Genomic DNA, 23661 nt, shown 5'->3' with positions numbered 1-23661 from the left:
CCGCCGCCAGCGCGGCCGCTCCCGGCGGGCGGGTTCTGTTCGCAACGACCGATCACCCACCGCACGCCGGTCAGCCCATCGGTAGCGCCACCTCCCGACCGTGCGAGAGGGCCGCCGCGAACCCGCGCGAGCCGCCTCGCGGGAAAGCGCTTGCCATCGGGGTCGCGGGTGGGCCATGATGGCCGGGCGGCGCTGGCCGCCCCACACTCGACGGAGAGGATGAGACGTGCCGAAGGTAGCGATGGTGACCGGGGGCAACCGCGGCATCGGGCTGGGCATCACCACCCGGCTGCTCGACGAGGGGTACGCCGTCGCGATCCTCGCCACCCGCGAGGAGCCGGCCGAGCTCATGGCCGAGCTCCGCGAGCGAGGGGAGGCGATCTACGTCCGCGGCTCGGTCGCCAAGCTCGCCGACCACGGGCGCTACGTCGCCGCCACCCTCGAGCGGTGGGGGCGCATCGACGTCCTCGTCAACAACGCCGGCGTGGCTCCCACGGTCCGCGACGACATCCTCGTCGCGACCCCGAAGAGCTACGACCGCGTCATGGACATCAACCTGCGCGGCCCCTACTTCCTCACCCAGCTCGTCGCCCGGACGATGGTCGAGCGTCGGGGAGAGATGACCGCGCTGCCCGAGGCACCCGTCGGCACGATCGTCAACGTCTCCTCGACCTCCGCCGTCACCGTCTCGACGAACCGCGGCGAGTACTGCCTCTCCAAGGCCGGCATGGCGATGTCCACCCAGCTGTGGGCCGCGCGCCTGGCCCCCGAGGGGATCCTCGTCTACGAGGTCCGCCCCGGGATCATCGCCACCGACATGACGGCCGGCGTCACCGAGAAGTACGACGCCTTCTTCGCCGGCGGCGGCGCACCGATCCCGCGCTGGGGCCGGCCCTCCGACGTCGGCGGTGCCGTCGCCCAGCTCGTCGCCGGCCAGATGCCCTACTCCACCGGCGACGTCGTCAACGTCGACGGCGGCATGCACATCCCCACCCTGTGACGAGGAGCGACCCGTGACCAGCCACGAGCCCCAGACCCTGACCATCGCCGGCCGCGCGGTGCCCGTCGTCACCGCCAACACCGTCGTCGTCGGCACCGGCTCGGCCGGGTACTGCGCCGCCGAGCGTCTCGTCCAGCTCGGCCAGGACGACGTCGTCATGGTCACCGACAAGATCGGTGCCGGCGCGAGCCGCAACGCCGGCTCGGACAAGCAGACCTACTACAAGCTCACGCTCTCCGGCGACAGCGGCGACTCCGTGCGGGAGATGGCCCAGACCCTCTTCGCCGGTGGTGCGATGGACGGGGACAACGCCCTGGCCGAGGCCGCACTGTCCGCGCGTGCCTTCCTCCACCTCGCCGACCTGGGCGTGCCGTTCCCGCAGAACCGCTACGGCGAGTTCATCGGCTACAAGACCGACCACGACCCCCGCCAGCGGGCCACCTCCGTGGGGCCCTACACCTCGCGGACGATGGTCGAGCAGCTGGAGAAGCAGGTCAACGCGAACGGCACGCGGATCTTCCCCGAGTGCCGCGTCGTCGACGTCCTCACCCACGAGGGCGCCGTCGCCGGCCTGCTCCTCCTGCGCACCGACATCCCGCACGACGGCGAGCGCAGCCCCTACCTGCTCGTGCGGTGCACCAACGTCGTGTACGCGACGGGCGGCCCCGCCGGGCTCTACGCGACGCGGGTGTTCCCCAACGGGCAGTGGGGCGCCTCGGGCGCCGCCTACCGCGCCGGCATCGGCGGGAAGAACGTCACCGAGTGGCAGTTCGGGCTCGCCTCGACGAAGCCCCGGTGGAACGTCTCGGGCACGTACATGCAGGTGGTGCCGCGCTTCGTCTCGACCGACGAGGACGGCGGGGACGAGCGGGAGTTCCTCACCGAGGCGATCCCCGACTACGGCCGCCTCATGTCCCTCGTCTTCCTCAAGGGCTACCAGTGGCCCTTCGACGTCCGCAAGGCCCGTGACGGCTCCTCCCTCATCGACCTCCTCGTCTACCGCGAGACGGTGCTGCGCGGCCGGCGGGTGTTCCTCGACTTCCGGCGCAACCCGGTGCGGGAGGACTTCGACCCGTCCGCGCTGGACGCGGAGGCCTACGAGTACCTCGACAAGGCCGGCGTCCTGTTCGGCACGCCGATCGAGCGGCTCAAGCACATGAACCTGCCCGCCTACGAGTTCTACCTGAACAAGAACCCGTACGTGGACCTCGAGCAGGAGATGCTCGAGGTCGACGTGTGCGCCCAGCACAACAACGGCGGCCTGCTCGTGGACGCGTGGTGGCAGTCGAACCTGCCGGGCTTCTTCCCGGTGGGTGAGGCCGGCGGGGCGCACGGGGTCTACCGGCCCGGCGGGGCGGCGCTCAACAGCGGGCAGGTCGGGGCCACGCGGGCCGCGCAGTTCATCGCGACCCGGCGCTCGGACCCGCCGCTCGGGGAGGCGGAGTTCGCCGCGGCGGCGGAGGGCCCGCTGCGCGACGCCGCCGAGCTCGTCGAGGGTGCGACCGAGCGGGCCGCCGCGGGCCGGGAGGACAACTCCGGTGACCTCCTGCGTGAGGTCGGCGAGCTCATGAGCGCCAAGGCCGGCCCGGTCCGCTCGCGTCAGTCCATCGCCGAGGCGCTGGAGCAGGTGGAGGAGTGGCTCGGCACCTACCGGGAGCTCGTCGTCGCCGACGCCGGCTCGCGCCGCGCCGTCAACCGCGCCTTCCTCGTGCGCGACATCCTCACGACGGCGCAGGTGTACCTCACCGCGATGGCCGACTACGTCGACCACGGCGGGCGCTCGCGCGGCTCGGTGCTCTACACCGACCCGTCCGGCTCGCTGCCGCTCGTGGGGTACGGGCGCGACGCCGCGCGTGAGCTGGACCTGCCCGAGCTGTTCCGCTTCACCCTCGACGGCGGCGCGCTCGACGACGAGGTCCAGGAGGTCTCGTGGACCCCGCACCGCGCCGCGGACCCGGCGTCGCCCAGCGAGGCGGGCGAGGTGGCCGTCACCTGGCGCCCGCGCCGCCCGATCCCGGAGACGGACGACTTCTTCGAGAACGTCTGGCGCGAGTACCGCGAGCACCAGAACATCCTGTGAGCCGCTCGGCGGCCGCCGGGCCCACCTCGTCTCCGCCCTCCGCCTCGCTCGTGTGTGGACTTTTCGACCTCTGAGGTCGAGAAGTCCACACACAACGATCCGGGCCGGGGCTGTTCCACAGGCCTGTCCACAGGTCTGGCGCCCGGCGGGTGGTCGATCACCGCGCCGGTCCACGCTGAGGCATGGACAGGCGCCGGATCGAGCAGCTCGCCGAACACCACGAGCACGTCCTCACGCGCGCGCAGCTGCGCGACGAGGGCGCCACGGACAGGTGGGTGCGGCACCTCGTGGACACCGGCTCCTGGCAGCGTGCCTATCCCGGTGTCTACGTGACTCACTCCGGCAACCTCGAGTGGCTCACCCGGGTGGCCGCCGCCCTTGCCTACGCGGGCACCGGAGCCGCGATCTCGCACTCGACGGCGTCGGACTGGTGGTTCGAGACCGCCGCCACCCGGGCGCAACGCATGGACGCGCCGGTCGAGATCAGCGTCCCGGCGCACCGCACCGTCACCCCGATGGACGGGCTGCGGATCCATCGTCGTCGGACGATGCCGAAGATCCTCGCTGGACGGGTCGATGCCGTGCACCCCTCCGAGACCGCCCTCGACCTCGTCGCCCGAGCGGAGACGACCGACGACGTCATCGGCATCCTCGTCCGCGCCACTCGGAAGGTGGTGCATCCGAACGCCATGCTCAAGGCCTTGGAACGCCGTGGCCGGGTCCGCGGCCGCGATCTCGTCGTCGACCTGCTCGGCGAGGTGGCCGACGGCGTGGAGTCGCCACTCGAGCTCCGGTACCGGCAGCACGTCGAACGTGCGCACGGGCTCCCACGTGCGGAGCTCCAGACGCGCGAGAAGCTCGCCGGCGGGTGGATCCGGGCCGACTGCCGCTACCGAGGACTCGGCGTGCGGGTGGAGCTCGACGGGAAGCTCGCGCATCCCGGTGGACGGACCGACAAGGACACGTGGCGCGACAACGCGGCGCTGCTCGAGGCCGGCGAGATCACTCTCCGGTACCGCTGGAGCCACATCGCCGGCACACCGTGCGCCACCGCGGCACAGGTGGCCCGGGCGCTGCACCAGGGCGGCTGGGGTGGATCACCCCGGCCGTGCGGGCCCGCCTGCGCGGTCGGACGCGCCTAGGTGTGGAGTTGTGGACCTCAGGCGTCCACAACTCCACACCTGAGCGAGCCGGGCTAGAGGTACGGGGCGACCAGGCGCTGGTAGCGGTCGGCCATGGTGGCGACGACGTCGCCGCCCGGGGTGTCCCAGACGGCCTGGTTGAAGATCTCCACCTCGACGTCGCCGGTGTACCCGGCGTCGGCCACCCAGCGGGTGATCGCGGCGAAGTCGACGTAGCCGTCGCCCATGTAGCCGCGGGAGAGGAGGGAGTCGTCGGCGAGCGGGAGCACCCAGTCGCACACCTGGTAGCCCGCCAGGCGCCCCTCGGCGCCCGCCCGGGCGATCTGCGCCTCCAGCTTCGGGTCCCACCACACGTGGTAGGTGTCGACGACCACGCCCACGGCCTCGGCCGGGAAGTCCGCGGCGAGGTCGAGGGACTGCTCGAGGGTGGACAGGACCCCGCGGTCGGCGGCGAAGATCGGGTTCATCGGCTCGAGGACGAGCCGGACGTCGTGCTCCTCCGCGACGGGCACGAGCTCGCCGATCCGGTCGGCCACCCGCTGCCGCGTGGCGACGAGGTCCCGGTCCCCGTCCGGCAGCGCCGCCCTCCCGGGCTCCGGGCACGCCGGCAGCCCGCCGACGACCATGACGAGCTCACGCGTCCCCAGCGTCGCGGCCTCGACGATCGCGGCGCGGTTGTCCTCCAGCGCCGCCCGCTGCCCCTCGGCGTCGACGGCGGTGAGGAAGCCGCCCCGGCACAGCGAGGACACCCGCAGACCGGCGTCGCGCACCACGGCGGCAGCACGCTCCAGGCCCGCCTCGGCCACCCGGTCGCGCCACAGGCCTACGGCGCCGAGGCCGGCCCGCGCCGCGACGTCGACGGCCTCCTCCAGGGTGAGGGTCTTGGTCGTCGCGGTGTTGAGGGAGAGCCGGGAGAGGTCCGCGCTCACAGGGTGAGCTCCGGGATCTCCAGGCGCCGCCCCTCGGCGGAGGACTGCAGGCCGAGCTCGGCGAGCTGGACGCCCCGCGCGGCGGAGAGCAGGCCGTAGCGGTGCGGGCGCTCGGCGACGACGTCGCGGAGGAACTCCTCCCACTGCAGCTTGAAGCCGTTGTCGAGGTCGGCGTTGTTGGGCACCTCGAGCCACTGGTCACGGAAGGGCTCGGTGACGGGCAGGTCGGGGTTCCACACCGGCTTGGGGGTGTGCGCGCGCTCCTGGGCCACGCAGTTGCGCAGACCGGCGACGGCCGAACCTCGGGTGCCGTCAACCTGGAACTCGACGAGCTCGTCACGGAAGACGCGCACCGCCCAGGAGGAGTTGATCTGGGCGACGACGGGGTCCCCACCCGGGGTGGTGACCTCGAAGATCCCGTACGCGGCGTCGTCGGCGGTGGCGGTGTACTCCTTGCCCTGCTCGTCCCAGCGGGTGGGGATGTGGGTGACGGCCCTGGCGGTGACGGCGTCGACGCGGCCGAGAATGCCCTCGAGCACGTAGTTCCAGTGGCAGAACATGTCCACGACCATGCCGCCGCCGTCCTCCTTGCGGTAGTTCCAGCTCGGGCGCTGCGCGGGCTGGACATCGCCCTCGAAGACCCAGTAGCCGAACTCGCCGCGCAGGGACAGGATGCGGCCGAAGAAGCCCTGGTCCACCAGACGGCGGAGCTTGACCAGCCCGGGCAGGTAGAGCTTGTCGTGGACGACGCCGGCGGTCACGCCGGTCTCCTGCCCCAGCCGCGCCAGCTCGACGGCCTCCTCGAGCGACTCGGCCGTGGGCTTCTCGGTGTAGACGTGCTTGCCGGCCTTCATCGCGGCGGTGAGCGTGGCCTTGCGCAGCGAGGTGAGCTGGGCGTCGAAGTAGACGTCGACGCTCGGGTCGTTCATCACCGCGTCGACGTCGGTGGTCCACTGCTCGACGCCGTGGCGCTCGGCGATCTCCCGGACGGCGTTCTCCCGGCGCCCGACGAGGATCGGCTCCACCTGCACCCGGGTGCCGTCCTCGAGCTCGAACCCGCCCGCGTCGCGGATCGGGAGGATCGAGCGGACGAGGTGCTGGCGGTACCCCATCCGGCCCGTGATGCCGTTCATCGCGATCCGCAGCGTACGCGTGGTCATGTGCTCTCCAATGAGACGTGCCGGTGTGGCGGAAGACTGGGGAATGCGCTTTCCAACTTAGCCAGCAGCCATCACCCCTGTCAAGAGCGTGAGCCTCGCCACATGTTGACGACTGAGGGAACAATGTTGAAGGTTCATCCATTGACTCGGCATGAGTACTCAGAAGATCGGCGTCATCGTCAGCTCCTCCCGCCCCACCCGGATCGGGCCCCAGGTCGCGCAGTGGGTCGCCTCGCTCGCCCCCGAGGGCATCGAGGCCGAGGTCATCGACCTCGCCGAGATCGACCTGCCCTTCCTCGCCGAGCCCGAGCAGCCCGCCACCGGCAACTACACCCTGGCCAGCACCGTCGCCTGGTCCGAGCGCGTCCGCACCTTCGACGGCCTCGTCATCACGGTCCCGGAGTACAACGCCGGCTACCCCGCGGTGCTGAAGAACGCGATCGACTCCCTGCACGCCGAGTGGAAGGGTCTGCCGATCGGCGTCGTCGGCTACGGCTGGGGCGCCGCCGCCGGTGCCGCACGCCAGCTCGGTGAGGTGCTCGACCGCGTCCAGGCCGTCCACCTGCCCGGCCCGGGCCTGAGCTTCGGCAAGGACCTCTCCCCCGAGGGCGAGGTCCTCGAGGCAGCTCCCGTCGAGGACGTGCGCAGCCTCTACAGCCAGGTCCTCACCGCGGTCCGCGAGAAGGTCACCGTCTGAGCAGCGTCTCCCGCCACGCGAGGCGGTGGCCCGCTCCGGGCCACCGCCTCCGTGCTACCGGGGGCCGGGCGTGGACTCGCGCAGGACGACCTCCCCGGAGACGGTGACGAGGTCGGGGGCGTCGCTGTCCCCCAGGGCCAGGGACGTGGCCTTGCGGCCGATGTCGACCATGTCGATCCGCACGGTGGTGAGCGTGGGGGTGACGTCGCGGAGCGCGAAGATGTCGTCGAAGCCGGCGAACGACATGTCCCGGGGCAGCACCAGGCCGGCCTCGCGCGCGGCCGTCATCGCCCCGAGGGCCATGACGTCGTTGACGGCGAAGACGACCTCGACGTCGAGGTCCCGGCGCATGAGCTCGACCATCGCCTCGTGCCCACCGTCCCGGACGAAGGGCGAGGGGATGATCGCCTCCTCGGCCACCGGCGCGCCGAGCTCGGCCAGCGCCTCGCAGAAGCCTCCGCGCCGCTCCGCAGCGGTGAGGTGGCGTTCGGGACCGCCGAGGACGGCGAAGCGCCGGTAGCCCAGCCCGTGCAGCGCGCGGGCCAGGGCGGCGGACGCCCCGTGGTTGTCCACGTGGACCGCCTTGACGCCGAGGATCGGCTGGCCGACCATCGCCGCCGCTCCCCCGCGCTCCTGGTAGGCGGCGAGCGCCTGGCGCAGGCGCCGGTTGCCCTCTTCGTCGTCCTGGCGACCACCGACGACGATGATCGACCGTGCCCGCAGGTTCTGCAGGGTCTGGATGAACCCGACCTCACGCTCGGCGTCGTGCTGGGTGTTGGCCAGGGTGACGGCGAGCCCGGCGGCGTCGGCCGCCTCGGTGACGCCGGCGGCGATGGTGGAGAAGAACGGGTCGGCGATGTCGTGGACGATGAGCCCGAGCGTCGCCGTCCGGCCGCGCGCCATCGCCTGGGCGTTGGCGTTCGGTGAGTAGTTGAGCCGTTCGGCGGCGTCGAGGACCCGTTCACGCAGGTCGGCGCGCACCGAGCGGTTCGTGCTGCCGTTGATGGCGCGGGAGGCCGTGGCGAGGGAGACGCCGGCCTCACGGGCGACGTCGCTCAGCGTCGCCGCCCGTCCGTTGCCCGCGACGGTGGTGCGGCTGGGGGTCATCGAGGCTCCTTCGGTGCCGTCAGCGCTGCACTCGGGCGCTGCCGCCGGCAGCGAGCTTGAGGATCTCCGCCTTCGTCACCATCGAGGTGTCGCCGGGGGTCGTCATCGCCAGCGCTCCGTGCGCCGCCCCGTAGTCTACTGCGGTCGCCAGCGGTTCTCCGGTGATGAGGCCGTAGATGAGGCCGGAGGCGAAGGAGTCCCCGCCGCCCACGCGGTCGAGGATCTCCAGGCGCTCCCGGTGGGTGGCCTGGGCGAAGCCTTCGTCCTTGGACCAGGCGATCGCGCCCCAGTCGTTGACCGTCGCCGTGTGCACGCTGCGCATGGTGGTGCCGATGGCCTCGAAGTTCGGGTAGGCGGCCTGCACGTTCTCGATCATCGCGCGGAAGCTCGCGACGTCGAGGTCGGTGAGGTTCTCGTCCACGCCCTCCACCTCGAAGCCGAGGGAGGCGGTGAAGTCCTCCTCGTTGCCGATCATGACGTCGATGTGGTGGGCGATCTCCCGGTTGACCTCCTGGGCGCGCGCCTGGCCGCCGATGTCCTTCCACAGCGAGGGCCGGTAGTTGAGGTCGTAGGACACGACCGTGCCGTGCTTCTTCGCGGCCTGGACCGCGGCGAGCACCACCTCCGCGGAGGTGTCGGACAGGGCGGCGTAGATGCCGCCGGTGTGCAGCCAGCGCACCCCGAGCTCGCCGAAGACGTGCTCGAAGTCGATGTCCCCGGGCCGGAGCTGTGAGGCCGCGGTGTGGCCGCGGTCGGACACGCCCACCGCCCCGCGCACCCCGAAGCCCCGCTCGGTGAAGTTCAGGCCGTTGCGCACGCTGCGCCCGATCCCGTCGGAGGGCACCCAGTGGATGAGCGAGGGGTCGACCCCGCCGGTGAGGATGAAGTCCTCCACCAGCCGGCCCACCTCGTTGTCCACGAGGGCGGTGAGCACGCCGGCGCGCAGCCCGAAGGCACGGCGCAGGCCGCGGGCGACGTTGTACTCGCCCCCGCCCTCCCACACGCGGAAGCTCCGCGCGGTGCGGATGCGTCCCTCGCCCGGGTCCAGCCGGAGCATCACCTCACCGAGGGACAGCACGTCGTAGCGGCACTCGGCGGCGTCACGGATCTGCAGGCTCAACGGGTTCTCCTTCGGTGGGGCCGACGGCGGTCAGCGGGTGAGGGCGACGGCCTCGGCCACCATGGCCGCGACGTCGTCGAAGCGGCCGGCGGCGATCGCGTCGCGGGGCACCATCCAGCTGCCCCCGACCGCCGCGACGGCCGGCAGGGCCAGGTACTCGGCGAGGTTCGCCGGGCCGATACCGCCGGTGGGCACGAAGCGCACGCCCCCGAAGGGCGCCGACAGCGCCTTGATCGCGGCGGCACCACCGGACGTCTCGGCGGGGAAGAACTTCACGGTGGAGAGGCCGGCCTCGAGCGCCGCCTGGACCTCGGTGGCCGTGACGGCACCGGGCAGCGCGAGCACCCCGCGCTCGGCACAGCGCGCGACGACGGCGCGGGAGAAGCCGGGCGACACGACGTAGCGCGCCCCGGCGTCGACGGCCTCGTCCACCTGCGCGGGGGTGAGCACCGTGCCGGCACCGACGAGCACCCGACCGTCCTGCGCCATCTGCGCGATCGCCGCGGCGGCGGCCGCGGTCCGGAAGGTCACCTCGGCGACGGGCAGCCCGCCCTCGGCGAGGGCACCGGCCAGCGGGCGGGCGTGCGCGGCGTCGTCGAGCACGACGACGGGGACGAGTCGGGCGGCGGCAAGCTGGTCGAGCGTCTCGGACATCGCCGGTCTCCTTCGTCTGCCGCGCCCGTGCGCGGTCGTCTCGTCAGTGAGTCGCAGCCCGTCACCGGAGCTGCCTTTTCCTCTCGAACCGTAGCAGAAAGCGCTTCCCGCAGGAAGGTGCCGGGAGGCAGGACCGAGGCCCTGCACCGTACCGGTGCAGGGCCTCGGGTGCAGCAGGTCAGCGACCCCAGATGGTGTCGATGTCCAGGCCGGGCAGGTACCCGTGGTCACCGCTGTACGTCGCGGAGACGAGGGTCAGGCCCCGCACCGGTGGCAGCTGGACCTCGACGCTGCCGTCCTCACCGACCGGCACGGTGCCGACCACGCGGAAGCCGGCCGTCACCGTGACGGTGCCGGTGGGCGTCGGCGCCCCGTCCCTGCCGGACACGTCGACGGTGATCTCCGGGGTGCTGCCCCGCGGCACGGTCGAGTCCGCGTCGATGTCCACGCGCGGCAGCGCGGGGAGGACGACGTAGGTGACCGCCCTGCTGGCCGACTCCGTGAACCCGTCTCCGCCGGGGAACACCGCCGTGAGCCGGTGCACACCCGCTGGCAGGTCCCGCGGGAGCGGCACCGAGGCGCGGCCGTCGGGCCCCAGCTCACCGGTGGCGACGACGTCGTCGCCGACGTGGATCTCCACCGCACCGGACGGCGTGCCGGAGTCGGCGGCGACGGCGACCCGCGCCGTCGTCTCCGTGCCGTAGGTCGCGAGCTGGCGGGAGAGGCTCAGCGCCGTCGTCGTGGCGACGTCCTCCTGCGGCGTGGCCGGGACGGACACGACGAGGTCGCGCATCCGGCCGGTGTTGTCGAAGGAGCCGAAGCCGATCTGCCCGGAGTCGAAGGTCGTGTCGGTCGCGGTCATGAGCGGGGTGTCGTCCCCGTCGACCCACACGGCGATCTCACCGGTGCCGGCGCAGTGGACGACGCGGACGTCGTGCCACTCCTCGTCGGTGATGGCCGGGGGTGCGCCGATCGAGCCGTCCCACTGGTCGTCGATGCGCTCGCGGTCCTTGTTGTCCACCTTGAAGATGCCGTTGTGCGCGTAGATCGCGTTGTCCTGCGAGATGTGCGCGTAGTAGTACTCGGTGTCGGACTGCCACCCGAAGACGATGATGATGTCCCGGTTGTTGACCGACGACGGCGCGTCGAGGCGGACCTCGGCGTCGATCTGCACCGACCCGTACTCGCGGCCGTCGAGGACGGCGTACTCGAAGGGCCGGCGGATGCCGTCGTTCGGGTTGTCCCCGACCTCGGTGAGGACGATCTGGTCACCGGGGAACTCCCACTTGGAGGGTGTCCGCGGGGCCCAGTTCTCTCCGGCCATGAGGTCGGTCTCGGACTCCTCGAAGGTGCACGACGGCGACGGCGGCGGCTCGACCGGCTCCACGCCGTACGTCGCGTAGAGGTGCTGCATCTGCTCGGCGGTGGGCGCCATGTCGAGGAACATGAGGTCGTCCATGCGCCCGTTGAAGGGGTTCCGCTCCGCGGTGTTCTGCGGGAAGCTGCCGCCGATCTTGATGCCGGTGGGCACCGTGTCCGACGTCGGGCCCGAGCCCCACGGGTTCGCCGCGGTGTACTCGCCCTCGAGCTCCTCACCGTTCATGTAGAGCTTCATCTCGCCGCCGACGTAGTCGAAGCTCGCGGCGAGGTGGACCCAGGTGTTCTGGGCGAGGATCTCGTCCCACGGCTTGTCGGCCGCGAAGGTCCACGAGCTGCCGTCGTCGAGGCGTCGGCCGAGCGCGACGAGCTTGAGCTCGCCGTTCACCTGGATGACCTCGAGGAGGGCGCGCACGCCGTGGCCGTCGGAGTTGCCCGACAGGACGCCGGCGAGGCCGATGGCGTTGAAGCGGTCGTCCGGGTTGGACGTCTCGCTGTTGAGGGCGGGCAGCTCACCGGTGCGCTTGAACCAGCCCATGACGGTGATCGCGTCGGCCCCGGCCAGCGGTTCGAGGCTGTCGACACCGGCGGGGTCGTAGACGCCCGCCTTCCAGTCGTTGTTACCGCGGACCGTGGGGCTCAGCTGCTGAGTCTGCAGCGCCCGTCCGGCGCCGGGGTAGGCGGCGTCGGCCACGCGCTGGAGCGCGCCCCCGTTGATGAGCTCGATGTCGGTGCCGGAGTAGCCCTGGTCGTCCTCCCAGGACGGGTTGCCCTCGACCGGGTTGTCGAAGGTGTAGCGCGCGACGAGGTTGTTCGGCGGCAGCTCGACCGCGCCGGTGACCTCCCAGACGCGTCCGTCGGCCTTGGAGACGAGGTAGAGCTCGCCGTCGGCGTCGGCGCCGAAGCGCAGGTCCACCCGCTGGTGCCCGACGAGCTCCTGGAAGGTGGTCTCCTCGCCGTCGTGGAAGACACGGAGCTGCTCGATGGTGGCGAGGTCCTCGATGTCGCCGTCGTTGCGGACCATCTCGTCGGCCTCGGTCGACAGCACCCAGCCGCGGACGATGTCCGTGAACAGGTACTTGCCCCGGAGCGCCTCGATCTCGCCGCGGTAGACGTACCCGCCGTTGACGGCCACGCCGGCGTCACCGGTCTGGCCGGGGTCGCGGTTGTGGTCGTAGGCGGCGACGGGATAAGTGAAGCCGTACTCGGCGTCGTTCTCCGGGAGCGGGTAGATCTGGCGGTTCTCGGCGAGGAATGGTCCCTCACGGACGGACCAGCCGAAGTTGTCGCCCGGCTCGACCTCGTAGATGGACTCGACCTGCCACTCACCGATGTGGCCCAGGTACATCTTCCCGGTCTCGGTGTCCCAGCTGATGCGGTGCGGGTCGCGCATGCCGACGGCGTAGATCTCCGGCAGCGCGCCGTCCTCGTCCAGGAACGGGTTGTCCTCGGGGATGCCGTACTCGCCGTTGGCGCTGTCGTCCCCCATCGGGTCGATCCGGAAGATCTTGCCCTGCGGGGTTGACAGGTCCTGCGGGTTGTTGTTGCCCACGCCGTTCCCGCCGTCGCCGACGAGGATGTAGAGGTTGCCGTAGTCGGCGTCCCCCGGCTCGGCGGTCCAGTTGAAGGCGATCTGCTGGACGGTGTGGACGCGCCCACCGAAGGGGACGCGCATCATCTCGCGGCTCGTGCCCTCGAAGGTCTCGGCGCTCGGGTCGGTCGCGGTCCACTCGGTGATGACACTGTGGAAGCCGGTGTTGCCGAACGCCGGGAAGTCGGGGACGTCCTCGGTCAGGGCGGAGCCGGCCTCGGTGTGGACCGTGTAGAAGATGCCGTTCTCGGCGAACTCCGGGTGGAACTCGACGAAGCCGAAGCCGGTGCCCAGGCCGGCGTGGTTGTGGAAGTTGTCGACGAACGCGTCGCGGACGTTGAGGTAGGCGGTGTACTCGCCCGAGTCCTTGTCGACCATGTAGAGGATGTCGTTCATGTCCGGGACCGCGAGACGGCCGGAGCCGTCGGGCACCTCGTCGAGGTGGGTGATGCGGTTGTGCCGGATGAGGCGCTGGTCCTGCGTGGCCGGGGTGGTCTGGGACTCGGGCAGCTGGGACAGCTCCTCCACCTCGATGCCGAGCGTGGACATCTCCGGGTCGGGGAGCGGGTTGAGCAGCGGCTCGGGAGCGGTGTCGGCGACCTCGCAGTCGGCGGCGTTGCCGGTGGGGATGTCGAGGTTGGCGCCGGACGTGTCGACGGCGACGTCGTCGAGCATGAGACGCCCCGCGCTGTTGGCGCCGTTGATCCAGAAGAAGCGGTCGAGGGGACCGTCGACGGGGGCGCGGAAGCCGAACGTCTGCTCGGCACCCTCGGGGAGCCGGGTCTGCTCCTCGTACGGACCACCCTGGCTGTAGACGGTGACGCGGTCGGTCGCGTTGTCGGCGACGATCCACACGCACTGCCACACGTCCTCGGACCACGTGCCGGCGGTCCGGAACTGGCCGCCGTCGCGCACGAGCAGGGTGTCGTTGTTCTGGTTGTTCACGTACGCGCGGCTGTGGGAGTAGTCGGAGGGGTTGTCGTTGTCGGTGATGCCGAAGGAGGTGTCGGCGTTCGCGTCACGCCGGATGCGGAAGAACACCGTGCCGGTGTCCCCCTCCTCGATCGGTGCCACGGCGCGGTGGGCGCGGTGACCGTTCCCCGTCATCTCGAGAACTCGGTCGTTCTGGTTCACGGGGTCGGGGATCACGGTGGCGGCCGCCGAGGCCGCCCAGCCGTCCTGGCCGTCGAGGGCCCCGGTGGTGTAGCCCTCGAAGCTGAGGATCTCGGTGAAGCCGGGCTCCTCGGTCTGGGCGCCGGCGGGTGCCGCGAGCAGCGTCGCGCACATCGCCATCCCCGTCGCCGCAGCCGTCACCGCCCGCCGTCTCGTGGGTTGCCGTGTTGACGTCATCGTCACGCTCCTTCGTTGGTAAGCGCTTTCTCTGGCAACCAACCACGCTAGCCCTGTCGTCGAAGGCGCAGCATCCTCCGAAAGAACGACGATTTGGGCGCCGCCGACCGGGGCTGCCGCTTAGGTGTGGACTCTTCGACCTCTGGCGTCGAAAACTCCACACTGAAGCGAGAGGGTAGAGACCCGGCTACGTGACAGCAGCGAACTGCTCGAAGCGCCACGCGAGGCCCTCGCGCGACGGTCGGTCCTTCGCCCGCTCTGGGACCTGGAGCCGTGCACCGTGCATCTCCTGGAGCCCGTGCCGGAGCATCGGCCCGTCGATCTCGTCGAGGAGCTTCAGGGCGATGCGCACCTCGTAGTCCGGCGTCACAGCGAGCATGTTCGCGTCGTAGGCGGCGTGGTGGATCTTGCACATCGCCAAGCCGTTGTCAGTCGTCGGCACTCCGCGGTCGTGGCCGTCAGGGACTATGTGGGCGGCGTCCAGCAGCGCCCCATGGCGGAGGCGACAGACGGCGCAGCTCGTGTTGTACGCGACGAGCACGCGGGTCCGGAACGCCGGCTGGTGGAGCCGCTGCCTGGCGAGCCGGCGCGCGTACCGGCGCTGGGCGTCACTGAGGTGCCGCACGTCCGAGACGAAGGTGAACGACTCGTCCAACGCGATGGTGAAGGACCGCTGATCGGGGCGGTCGTCGACGACGTACACCGGCATGACCGGTGTGTAGATGTTCGGCTGCTCCTTGCGGAAGAGGATGAGCGGCTGCCCCGACTCGTAGGCGGAGCGCAGCTTGCGGTTGTCCCCGCTCCACTCGTCACCCTTGCGGTACGCGTAGTGCAAAAGGCCGTCCTCGGACTCGACGTCGTCGTACGGGCCGTTTGTGGACGCGACGATGGAGAGCGTGGCCGTGAAGGACCGCGGGTTACGAATGCCTCGGGAGTAGTCGATCAGTGGCAGCTTCTCGCCGTCGATCTGGAAGGAGAGCAGCTCCTCGCGACGCAGGAACCCACCGTTGGCCTCGGCGCGCTGGCGCACCCAGTCCATGATCCGCAGTCGGATCCCATTCTCGGCCGCTGAGTCCACGAGCTCAGCTAAGCACCTCCCCAACAGCGGTGGGGCCGATCAGCTCACCGTGGTGCCGAAGGCCAGGCCGAGGACGTAGGTGACGGCGGCCGCGCCGTAGCCGATGGCGAGCTGGCGCAGCGCCCGCTTGAGCGGCGGGGCGCCGGAGAGCACGCCGACCACCGCGCCGGTGAGCAGCAGCGCGAGGCCCACGACGACGGCGGCGACCACGACAGCGGTGAGGCCGCTGAGCCCGAATATCCACGGCAGGACGGGGAGGAGGGCACCGGAGGCGAAGAAGCCGAAGCTCGAGAGGGCCGCACTCACCCCGTTGCCGATCTCCTCGTAGTCCGGCTCGGCGTGCTCCCCGTGCCGCGGCTCGGTGGCTGAGAGCACCTCCCTCGCCCGCTCCTCGGCGGCGGCCGGACCCATGCCCCTCGCGCGGTAGACGAGCGCGAGCTCGTTGGCGTCGACATCGAGGTGCGGGATGGCCTCGTGGGCGCGCGGGTCGGGACGGGACGCCTCGAGCAGCTCCCGCTGCGAGCGCACCGAGACGTACTCCCCCGCCGCCATCGACAGCGCCCCGGCGAGCAGGCCGGCGAGGCCGGTGAAGAGCACGGTCTCCGGTGCCACCCCGGTCGCCCCGATGCCGAGCACCAGCGCGAGGTTGGACACGAGACCGTCGTTGGCGCCGAAGACGCCGGCGCGGAACATGCCCGACATGCGGCTGCGGCCCCGGGTGGCGAGAGAGCGCACGACCTCCCCGTGGATCTGCTCGTCGGCCGCCATGGCCGACGTCGCGTCGTCGTCGCCCGCGTAGGACGAGCGGGCCTCGGCACGCTGGGCGAGGGCCAGGACGAAGACTCCCCCGAACCGGCGGGCGAGCCAGCCGAGCACCCGGGTACGCACGGCCCCGCGCTGGGGGTGACCGACGTGGTGGCCGAGCAGCTCGCGCCAGTGCTCCTCGTGGCGGCGCTCGGCCTCGGCGAGCTCGAGGAGGATCTCCCGCTCCTCACCCTCCCGCCGGCGGGCGAGGTCGCGGTAGACGGCGGCCTCCGCGCGCTCGTCGGCGAGGTAGCGCCGCCACCGGCGCACCTGCGCTCGGGTCGGTTCGGGGCGGTTCGTCGGACTCACGGATCCAGCCTCACCGTGTTCCTCCCCGTGGGGAAACGAGGCACGCCTTCCCTGACCGCGGCTTTTCGGGCTCCCTCACACCGCCCGGTGGACGCCCTCGACGAGCTCGACGACGGCGAGCGCGTCGCGCGGGTCGACCGGCGGCGGGCCGCCGTGGAGCAGCGCGTCGGCCAGCAGACCGTAGAAGTCCTGGTAGCGCCCGGGCTCGCTCGGCACCGGCCGCGACCCGTCCGGCGTGACGAGCAGACCGTCCTCCCCACGCCCGTAGCCGGGCTCCGACGGGCGCATCCCGCCCGCCAGCTGGGCCTCCTGCACGTCACCCGACGCCACGAAGGTCGCGTCCGTGCCGACGACGCGCAGTCGCGGGCCGGGGTCCGCCGTCGTCGTGCTCACCCAGATGTGGGAGCGGGCGCCGTCCGCGTGGGTGAGGGAGAGAAAGACGTCGTCGTCCGCGCCACCGCGCACGCTGGCGACCTCAGCGTGGACGTCGCTGACCGGGCCGAGGAGAAGGAGCGCCTGGTCGAGGAGGTGGGAGCCGAGGTCGAAGAGGACCCCGCCGCCGTCCCGCCACGTGGCCGCGGCCTTCCACGGCTTGGTCTCGGCCGACTTCCACCGCTCCAGGCGGGACTCCAGGCGCCGCACCCGCCCGAGGGCCCCCGCGGCCAGCAGGCGCCGGAGGGTGAGGGACTCGCTGTCCCACCGGCGGTTGTGGAAGACGGTGAGCGGCCGCCCGAGATCCTCGGCGTGCGCGATCAGTGCGCGCGCCTCCGCGGGGTCGGGACCCAGCGGCTTGTCGACGACGACGGCGCAGCCGGCGTCCAGCGCGGCTCGCGCGACCGGGACGTGCGTGGCGGGAGGGCTGGCGACGACGACGAGGTCGGGCCGCGCCGCGAGCGCCTCGTCGAGGTCGGCGACGACGCGCGCCTGCGGGTGCAGGCGCGCGGCGTCGGCGACTCGTGCCGGGTCCGAGGTGACGACGAGATCGAGGCTGTACCGGTCGTCGTCGGCGATGAGCGGCCCGTGGAACACCCGCCCCGCGTGGCCGAAGCCGACGAGGGCGGTGGAGAGGGGGCTCAGAGCTCGGGCTGCGGCGGCGTCGGGCGCATGGAGCCACCGACCCCGGTCTGCGAGGCGTCACCACTGCCCGCGGAGCCGGAGCCGGAGGAGCCGGAGTGGCCACCCATGCGGCTCCTGACGGTGTCCGTGACCTTGTCGGTGACGGCGGAGGCCTTGTCCTTGGCCACCTCGCTGACCTTCTCCTCGACCTTGTTCACGCTGGACTGCACGCGCGGGTTCTCCCACACGTGCTGGCTCGCGGACTTGATCTTCTCGAACTGCTGGCGGCCTGCCCGAGCACCGAGCACGTAACCGACCCCGGCCCCGACGAAGAACGAGAGCTTGCCCATGAACGTCCACCTCCGTGAGTGATGTGTGGGGCACCACCCTATGGTCGGACCTGCCGCCGCGCGCGTTCCGGGGACGACTAGGATCGCCGGGTGAGTACCGAGCAGATCGCCGCTACCGACGCCGCCGTCTCGGACGCGCTGGCGGAGTCCACCTCCGACGCCTCCCTCGACCGTACGCGGGCCCGCTCCCGCGCGATCGAGGCCGAGATCGACGCCAACCCCACCAAGTTCCGCGTCCTCACCGGTGACCGGCCCACCGGCAACCTCCACCTGGGCCACTACTTCGGCACCCTGGCCAACCGGGTGGCGCTGCAGAACCGGGGCGTGCAGACGTGGGTGCTCGTGGCGGACTACCAGGTCATCACCGACCGTGACGCGGTCGGGGAGATCCAGGACCGGGTGCTGTCCCTCGTCGCGGACTACCTGGCGATCGGCCTGGACCCGGCGCGCACGACGATCTTCACGCACTCCTCGGTGCCGGCGCTCAACCAGCTCATGCTCCCCTTCCTCTCCCTCGTCACCGACTCCGAGCTGCGGCGCAACCCCACGGTGAAGTCGGAGTTCGAGGCCACCGGCGGGCGCCCGATGTCCGGGCTCCTGCTCACCTACCCGGTGCACCAGGCCGCCGACATCCTCTTCTGCAAGGCCAACCTCGTCCCGGTGGGCAAGGACCAGCTGCCCCACCTCGAGCAGACGCGGATCATCGCCCGCCGCTTCGACGAGCGCTACGGGCGCGCCGAGGCGGACCGCCCGGTGTTCCCGCAGCCGGAAGCGCTGCTGTCCGCCGCGACGAACCTGCTCGGCACCGACGGGCAGAAGATGAGCAAGTCCAAGGGCAACACTATCGAGCTCGGGATGGACGCCGACACCACCGCGAAGCGGCTGAAGAAAGCCGTCACCGACGCCGACCGGCACATCACCTACGACCCGGCCGGGCGTCCGGAGGTCTCCAACCTCGTCCTGCTCGCGGCACTGGCCAGCGGCCGCGACCCGCAGGACGTGGCCGCGGAGATCGGCGACGGCGGGGGCGGCACCCTCAAGCGCGTGGTCACCGAAGCCGTCAACGAGCACTTCGCCCCCGTCCGCGCGCGTCGCGCCGAGCTCGTCGCCGACCCGGGCTACCTGCGCCAGGTGCTCGACGCGGGCAACGAGCGCGCCAACGCCGTCGCCGAGGCGACGCTGGACGAGGTCCGCCGGGCGATGGGCATGATCTACACCTGAGGATCGGCGCACCCCCAATTGCGAAGTCCGGGGTGGGACCTAGCCTCGACGTATGAGTGCGCCTTCCTCGGACCGGGCGCTGGACGTCGTCGTCTACGGCGCCAGCGGTTTCGTCGGACGGCTCGTGGCCGAGTACCTCGCGCAGCACGCTCCGAGCACCCGGGTCGGGCTCGCCGGCCGCTCCCGGGACAGGTTGGAGCGGGTCCGCGACGACCTCGGTCCGCCCGCGACCGGATGGCCGGTGGTCGTCGCCGACGCCGAGGACGACGCCGCCCTGGCCGAGCTCGCCCGCTCCACCCGCGTCGTCGTCACGACGGTCGGGCCCTACAGCCGGCACGGCATGCCCCTCGCCCGCGCCTGCGCGGAGGCGGGCACGCACTACGCCGACCTCGCCGGTGAGGTCCTGTTCATCCACGAGACCTCCCAGCGCCTGCACGCCACGGCGCAGCGCACCGGTGCCCGCATCGTCCACTCGTGCGGCTTCGACTCCGTCCCCTCCGACCTCGGCGCCTACCTCACCGCCGAGCGCGCGCGGGCCGACGGCGCGGGCGAGCTGCTCGCGACCACGCTCGCCGTCCGCGAGGTCTCCGGCGGGATCAGCGGCGGCACGATCGACTCGATGCGCACCCAGGTGGACGCCGCCCGCGACCCGAGCAACCGGCGCATCCTCGCCGACCCGTACGCGCTCGTCCCCGACCGTGCCGACGCGCCCGACGTCGACCAGCACACACCGTCACAGCCCTTCCGCGACGCGCAGACCGGCACGTGGGTGACGACCTTCCCCATGGCGGCCTTCAACAGCCGCATCGTCCACCGCAGCAACGCGCTCAGCGGCTGGCGCTACGGCCGCGACTTCCGCTACCGGGAGGTCATGGACGTCGGTCCCGGCTCGCGTGGACGACGGCGGGCCCGGGCACTGGCCCTCGCCACCGGTGCCGCCGTCGGCGTCATGGCGTTCCCGCCCACCCGCTGGGTCGCCGACCGGGTACTGCCCTCCCCGGGCGACGGCCCCGACGAGGAGACCCGCCGGGGCGGCCACTTCCGCATGGAGGTGCTCGCCCGGACGACGTCGGGCGCCTCGTACCGCACCGTCGTCGCGGCCCAGGGGGACCCGGGCTACGCGGCCACCTCGGTGATGATCGGGGAGTCCGCGCTCGCCCTCGCGCACGACGGGTCCCGCCTGCCGAACGGGGGCGGCGTCCTCACCCCGGCGACGGCGCTGGGAAGCGTCCTCGCCGACCGTCTGGTCGCGGCGGGCTTCGAGATCACCACCGAGCGCCTCGGGTAGGCCCCGGAGGGAGAGGTGTGCGCGGGTCCCGGCCCGCGCGCTCAGGACAGGCTCGCCCGCACCTTCCGCGCGGCCGCCACGAGGTGGCGCAGGCTGGGCTCGACCTCGTCGTAGCCGCGGGTCTTGAGGCCGCAGTCGGGGTTGACCCACAGCAGCTGCGGGGGCACCGACTCGGCCGCGAGCGCCACGAGCTCGGCGACCTCCTCCTCGCTCGGCACCCGCGGGGAGTGGATGTCGTAGACACCCGGTCCCACGCCACGGGCGAAGCCCGCCGCCTGCAGCTCGGGCAGCACCTCCATCCGGGAGCGCGCGGCCTCGATGCTCGTCACGTCCGCGTCCAGGTCGTCGATCGCGCCGATGACCTCCCCGAACTCGGAGTAGCACAGGTGCGTGTGCACCTGGGTGGCCGGGTCCGCGACCGCCGTCGCCAGCCGGAACGCGCCGACCGACCACTCCAGGTACGCCGCGTGGTGCTCCGCGCGCAGCGGGAGGAGCTCGCGCAGCGCGGGCTCGTCGACCTGGATGACACCGATGCCCGCCGCCTCGAGGTCGGCGACCTCGTCGCGCAGCGCGAGCGCCACCTGCGCCGCCGTGTCCGCGAGCGGCTGGTCGTCGCGGACGAAGGACCACGCGAGGATCGTCACCGGGCCGGTGAGCATGCCCTTGACCGGCTTGTCGGTGAGCGAGGCGGCGTAGCGGGACCACTCGACGGTGATCGGCGCGGGCCGGGCGACGTCGCCCCACAGGATCGAGGGGCGGGTGCAGCGCGTGCCGTAAGACTGGACCCAGCCGTTCTGGGTCACCGAGAAGCCCTCGAGGTTCTCGGCGAAGTACTGGACCATGTCGTTGCGCTCGGGCTCGCCGTGGACGAGGACGTCCAGGCCCAGCTCCTCCTGCAGCTGGACCACCCGCGCGATCTCCTCGCGCATCGCAGCGGTGTACTCCTCCGCGCTGAGCTCGCCGCGCCCGTACGCCGCCCGCGCCCGGCGGATCTCGACGGTCTGCGGGAAGGAGCCGATCGTCGTCGTCGGCAGCGGGGGCAGGTCGAGGACCTCGGCCTGGGTGGCGGCCCGCTCCGCGAAGGGGGCGCGCTGCCGGTCCGCGTCGCTCAGGGCCGCCACGCGGTCGCGGACGTCGGCCCGGCGGACCCCGGGGTGCTCGAGCCGGCTGCGACGGCGGTCGGCTGCGGCGGTGAACGCCTCCCCGGCGGCGTCGCGCCCCCGGGTGAGCGCCGTCGCGAGCGCCAGCACCTCCTCGACCTTCTGGTCGGCGAAGGCGAGCCAGCTGCTCAGCTGCGGGTCCAGTCCCGTCTCCGCGCCGACGTCGTAAGGCACGTGCTGCAGCGAGGTCGACGTCCCCACGCAGAGGCGTCCCGCGCGGGCGGCGCCCTCCGGCAGCCCTGCCTCGAGCTCCTCGAGCCGCTCGAACGCGGCGTCGAGGTCCGTGCGCCACACGTTGCGGCCGTTGACCACACCCGCGACGACGACGGCGTCCCCGAGTCCCGACAGGACCTCACCGGACGGGACGTCGCCGCGGACGAGGTCGATGCCGACCGCCTCGACTCCGGCTCCCGCGAGCACCGGCAGGGCGTCGTCGGCGGGCCCGTAGGCGACGGGGACGAAGAGCGCCGGACGCTCGGGCCGGGTCAGCTCGGTGGCGAGAGCGGTGTAGGCGCGCTCGACGGCGGCGAGCACCTGCTCGCGCGGGACCCCCCAGTCGACGGCAAGGGCGGGCTCCTCGACCTGGAGCCACGGCGCGCCCGCCTGCCCCAGCTCGCGGAGGAGCTCCACGTACGCGGGCAGGAGGTCGTCCAGGCGGTCGAGCGGCGTGAAGTCCTCCGGCGGGGCGGCGACCGGTGCCGCACCGTCGGCGTCCGGCTGCTCCTCGCCGACGGCCTTGCTCAGGAGGAGGAACGAGACGGGCCCGACGATGACCGGCCGCGTCGTCACGCCCTCCGCGGCCGCTTCGAGGAAGCAGCGCTGGACGCGGTCGTCGGCGAGCCGGAAGCGGGTCTCCGGGCTGATCTCGGGGACGAGGTAGTGGTAGTTCGTGTCGAACCACTTCGTCATCTCCAGCGGCGGACGGTCCCCGGCTCCCCGGGCCAGGGTGAAGTACCCGGGCAGGTCGAGGGCGCCGTCGTCGTCGAGGAGGTCGGCGAAACGGGGCGGGACGGCCCCGAGGGTGACGGCCGTGTCGAGCACCTGGTCGTAGAAGGAGAAGTCGGAGGGGATCGAGGCGTCGTCGGCGGCGAGGCCGAGGTCGATGAGCCGCGCACGCTGACGGCGGCGCAGCTCCGCGGCGGCGATGAGCAGGTCGTCGAGCTCGCTGCGGCCGGCCCAGAAGGACTCGACGGCCCGCTTGAGCTCGCGCCGTGGCCCGATCCGCGGGTAGCCGAGGATGGTGGCGGCGGGCAGCTGGGGCACGGTGCGGTCGGTCATGAGGTCGTCCTCGGGCTCGTGGTGGACAGCGGGCGACGCAGGCGCTCGACGACGTCGAGTGCCGGCCGGTGCTGGTTGAACGTGAACAGGTGCAGTCCGGGCGCGCCGGCGGCGACGACGTCGTCCACCAGGGCGGTGGTCGCGTCGATGCCGATGCGGTGCCGGTCGTCGTCGTCGACGGCCGCGGCGAGGCGCTCGAGCAGCGGCTCGGGGACCGGGACGCCGGTGAGCTGAGCCAGCCGGGTGAGCCGCCGCGGGTCGGTCATCGGGATGATGCCGGCGACCATCGGGAGCACCACCCCGGCCGCGCGGGCCTCCTCGACCAGGCCGACGTAGGCCGCGGGGTCGTAGAACACCTGGGTGATGGCGAAGTCCGCGCCCGCCGCCTGCTTGTCACGCAGGGCGGCGACGTCCTGCGTGCGGGTGTGGTGGGAGCCGGCGGGATAGGCGGCGACGGCGACGCTCAGCGCCCCGGTCGCACCAAAGCGTGCGTGCTCCACCGACCTGATGAGCGCGACGAGCTCGGCGGTGGAGTTGACGCCGTCGGGCCGGGGGACCCACTCCCGCTCGCCGGCCGGAGGGTCTCCGCGCAGGGCGAGGAAGTCGCGCACGCCGTCGTCGACGAGCTCGCCGACGAACCGCGCAAGCTCCGCGCGGGTGGAACCGACGCAGGTGAGGTGGGCGATCGGGGCGACGGTCGTCTCGGCGAGGATGCGGCGCACGAGGGTGCGCGAGGCGTCGCGGGTGGAGCCGGAGGCGCCGTAGGTGACCGAGAAGAAGTCCGGGGCCGCGGCGGCCAGACGCTCGACCGTCTCCCACGCCGACGCCTCGCTGGCGGGCGTGCGTGGTGGATACAGCTCGAATGAGACCGTCGGTCGTCCACGCGGCACAGTCACGAGGCTAGCGGTGC

At 72.3% G+C, this 23661-nt stretch carries 18 protein-coding genes; 6 read left to right on the top strand and 12 right to left on the bottom strand.

What is annotated here, in order from left to right; translation table 11 throughout:
* The first annotated feature begins 226 nt into the window (after positions 1 to 226).
* The 3 genes from GD632_RS04515 (at position 227) to GD632_RS04505 (ending at position 4222) form a co-directional block, all read left to right on the top strand.
* The gene (locus GD632_RS04515; protein WP_152189152.1) at positions 227 to 1000 is read left to right on the top strand and encodes a 3-ketoacyl-ACP reductase; all 774 of its coding nucleotides are present in this window, start codon (positions 227 to 229) and stop codon (positions 998 to 1000) included.
* A 13-nt stretch (positions 1001 to 1013) separates the two neighbouring features.
* Complete coding sequence (locus tag GD632_RS04510) at positions 1014 to 3080, top strand: FAD-dependent oxidoreductase (protein WP_152189150.1); 2067 nt, start codon at positions 1014 to 1016, stop codon at positions 3078 to 3080.
* 182 nt (positions 3081 to 3262) lie between these two features.
* On the top strand, positions 3263 to 4222 hold the full coding sequence (locus tag GD632_RS04505) for a type IV toxin-antitoxin system AbiEi family antitoxin domain-containing protein (protein WP_152189148.1): 960 nt from the start codon (positions 3263 to 3265) through the stop codon (positions 4220 to 4222).
* Positions 4223 to 4275: 53 nt separating this feature from the next.
* On the opposite strand, the gene GD632_RS04500 is transcribed toward GD632_RS04505, so the two are convergent.
* Together GD632_RS04500 and GD632_RS04495 are read right to left on the bottom strand one after the other, a co-directional pair.
* On the bottom strand, positions 4276 to 5151 hold the full coding sequence (locus tag GD632_RS04500; protein WP_152189146.1) for a sugar phosphate isomerase/epimerase family protein: 876 nt from the start codon (positions 5149 to 5151) through the stop codon (positions 4276 to 4278).
* Positions 5148 to 6311 (bottom strand): Gfo/Idh/MocA family protein, encoded by a 1164-nt coding sequence (locus GD632_RS04495; protein WP_152189143.1) that lies wholly within the window; start codon positions 6309 to 6311, stop codon positions 5148 to 5150. Before GD632_RS04495 ends, GD632_RS04500 begins: the two co-directional genes overlap by 4 nt.
* Positions 6312 to 6462: 151 nt before the next feature.
* On the opposite strand from GD632_RS04495, the gene GD632_RS04490 reads away from it, so the two are divergent.
* Positions 6463 to 7008 (top strand): NADPH-dependent FMN reductase, encoded by a 546-nt coding sequence (locus GD632_RS04490; RefSeq protein WP_152189141.1) that lies wholly within the window; start codon positions 6463 to 6465, stop codon positions 7006 to 7008.
* A gap of 54 nt (positions 7009 to 7062) precedes the next feature.
* Here the strand turns inward: GD632_RS04490 and GD632_RS04485 are convergent, their stop codons facing one another.
* From GD632_RS04485 to GD632_RS04450, 8 genes are all read right to left on the bottom strand, one after another.
* The gene (locus tag GD632_RS04485) at positions 7063 to 8115 is read right to left on the bottom strand and encodes a LacI family DNA-binding transcriptional regulator (protein ID WP_152189139.1); all 1053 of its coding nucleotides are present in this window, start codon (positions 8113 to 8115) and stop codon (positions 7063 to 7065) included.
* A gap of 19 nt (positions 8116 to 8134) precedes the next feature.
* On the bottom strand, positions 8135 to 9235 hold the full coding sequence (locus tag GD632_RS04480; RefSeq protein WP_152189137.1) for a sugar kinase: 1101 nt from the start codon (positions 9233 to 9235) through the stop codon (positions 8135 to 8137).
* 30 nt (positions 9236 to 9265) lie between these two features.
* Positions 9266 to 9889: a bifunctional 4-hydroxy-2-oxoglutarate aldolase/2-dehydro-3-deoxy-phosphogluconate aldolase gene (eda, locus tag GD632_RS04475; protein ID WP_152189135.1), complete on the bottom strand. Its 624-nt coding sequence runs from the start codon at positions 9887 to 9889 to the stop codon at positions 9266 to 9268.
* 178 nt (positions 9890 to 10067) lie between these two features.
* Positions 10068 to 14207, bottom strand: a complete 4140-nt coding sequence (locus GD632_RS04470; protein ID WP_152189133.1) for a PQQ-dependent sugar dehydrogenase — start codon at positions 14205 to 14207, stop codon at positions 10068 to 10070.
* A 187-nt stretch (positions 14208 to 14394) separates the two neighbouring features.
* Positions 14395 to 15285: an HNH endonuclease gene (locus GD632_RS04465; protein ID WP_193311335.1), complete on the bottom strand. Its 891-nt coding sequence runs from the start codon at positions 15283 to 15285 to the stop codon at positions 14395 to 14397.
* Positions 15286 to 15324: 39 nt separating this feature from the next.
* Entirely contained in the window at positions 15325 to 16398 is a 1074-nt protein-coding gene (locus GD632_RS04460) for a VIT1/CCC1 transporter family protein (protein ID WP_152189128.1), read from the bottom strand.
* 75 nt (positions 16399 to 16473) lie between these two features.
* The gene (locus GD632_RS04455) at positions 16474 to 17475 is read right to left on the bottom strand and encodes a Gfo/Idh/MocA family protein (protein ID WP_152189126.1); all 1002 of its coding nucleotides are present in this window, start codon (positions 17473 to 17475) and stop codon (positions 16474 to 16476) included.
* On the bottom strand, positions 17472 to 17804 hold the full coding sequence (locus GD632_RS04450) for a YtxH domain-containing protein (RefSeq protein WP_152189124.1): 333 nt from the start codon (positions 17802 to 17804) through the stop codon (positions 17472 to 17474). The genes GD632_RS04455 and GD632_RS04450 overlap by 4 nt, the downstream gene beginning before the upstream one ends.
* Positions 17805 to 17894: 90 nt before the next feature.
* On the opposite strand from GD632_RS04450, the gene trpS reads away from it, so the two are divergent.
* A complete protein-coding gene (trpS, locus tag GD632_RS04445; protein WP_226924559.1) occupies positions 17895 to 19025 on the top strand; it encodes a tryptophan--tRNA ligase in 1131 nt (376 codons plus the stop codon).
* Positions 19026 to 19077: 52 nt separating this feature from the next.
* Positions 19078 to 20313: a saccharopine dehydrogenase family protein gene (locus tag GD632_RS04440; protein ID WP_152189122.1), complete on the top strand. Its 1236-nt coding sequence runs from the start codon at positions 19078 to 19080 to the stop codon at positions 20311 to 20313.
* Between the two features lie 41 nt (positions 20314 to 20354).
* Here GD632_RS04440 and metE read toward each other — a convergent pair whose 3' ends face one another.
* A complete protein-coding gene (gene metE, locus GD632_RS04435; protein WP_152189119.1) occupies positions 20355 to 22751 on the bottom strand; it encodes a 5-methyltetrahydropteroyltriglutamate--homocysteine S-methyltransferase in 2397 nt (798 codons plus the stop codon).
* Positions 22748 to 23641, bottom strand: a complete 894-nt coding sequence (locus GD632_RS04430; protein WP_226924557.1) for a methylenetetrahydrofolate reductase — start codon at positions 23639 to 23641, stop codon at positions 22748 to 22750. The genes metE and GD632_RS04430 overlap by 4 nt, the downstream gene beginning before the upstream one ends.
* Positions 23642 to 23661: the final 20 nt, after the last annotated feature.

The sequence above is a fragment of the Georgenia satyanarayanai genome (assembly GCF_009193135.1).
In the GTDB taxonomy this organism is placed as follows: domain Bacteria; phylum Actinomycetota; class Actinomycetes; order Actinomycetales; family Actinomycetaceae; genus Oceanitalea; species Oceanitalea satyanarayanai.
This window is presented reverse-complemented; position numbering and strand designations above follow the sequence as displayed.

Coding starts and splice junctions, on each gene's coding strand:
- GD632_RS04495 (WP_152189143.1), bottom strand. CDS start 6,311: ATGACCACGCGTACGCTGCGGATCGCGATGAACGGCATCACGGGCCGG.
- GD632_RS04490 (WP_152189141.1), top strand. CDS start 6,463: ATGAGTACTCAGAAGATCGGCGTCATCGTCAGCTCCTCCCGCCCCACC.
- GD632_RS04505 (WP_152189148.1), top strand. CDS start 3,263: ATGGACAGGCGCCGGATCGAGCAGCTCGCCGAACACCACGAGCACGTC.
- metE (WP_152189119.1), bottom strand. CDS start 22,751: ATGACCGACCGCACCGTGCCCCAGCTGCCCGCCGCCACCATCCTCGGC.
- GD632_RS04450 (WP_152189124.1), bottom strand. CDS start 17,804: ATGGGCAAGCTCTCGTTCTTCGTCGGGGCCGGGGTCGGTTACGTGCTC.
- GD632_RS04440 (WP_152189122.1), top strand. CDS start 19,078: ATGAGTGCGCCTTCCTCGGACCGGGCGCTGGACGTCGTCGTCTACGGC.
- GD632_RS04485 (WP_152189139.1), bottom strand. CDS start 8,115: ATGACCCCCAGCCGCACCACCGTCGCGGGCAACGGACGGGCGGCGACG.
- GD632_RS04470 (WP_152189133.1), bottom strand. CDS start 14,207: ATGACGTCAACACGGCAACCCACGAGACGGCGGGCGGTGACGGCTGCG.
- eda (WP_152189135.1), bottom strand. CDS start 9,889: ATGTCCGAGACGCTCGACCAGCTTGCCGCCGCCCGACTCGTCCCCGTC.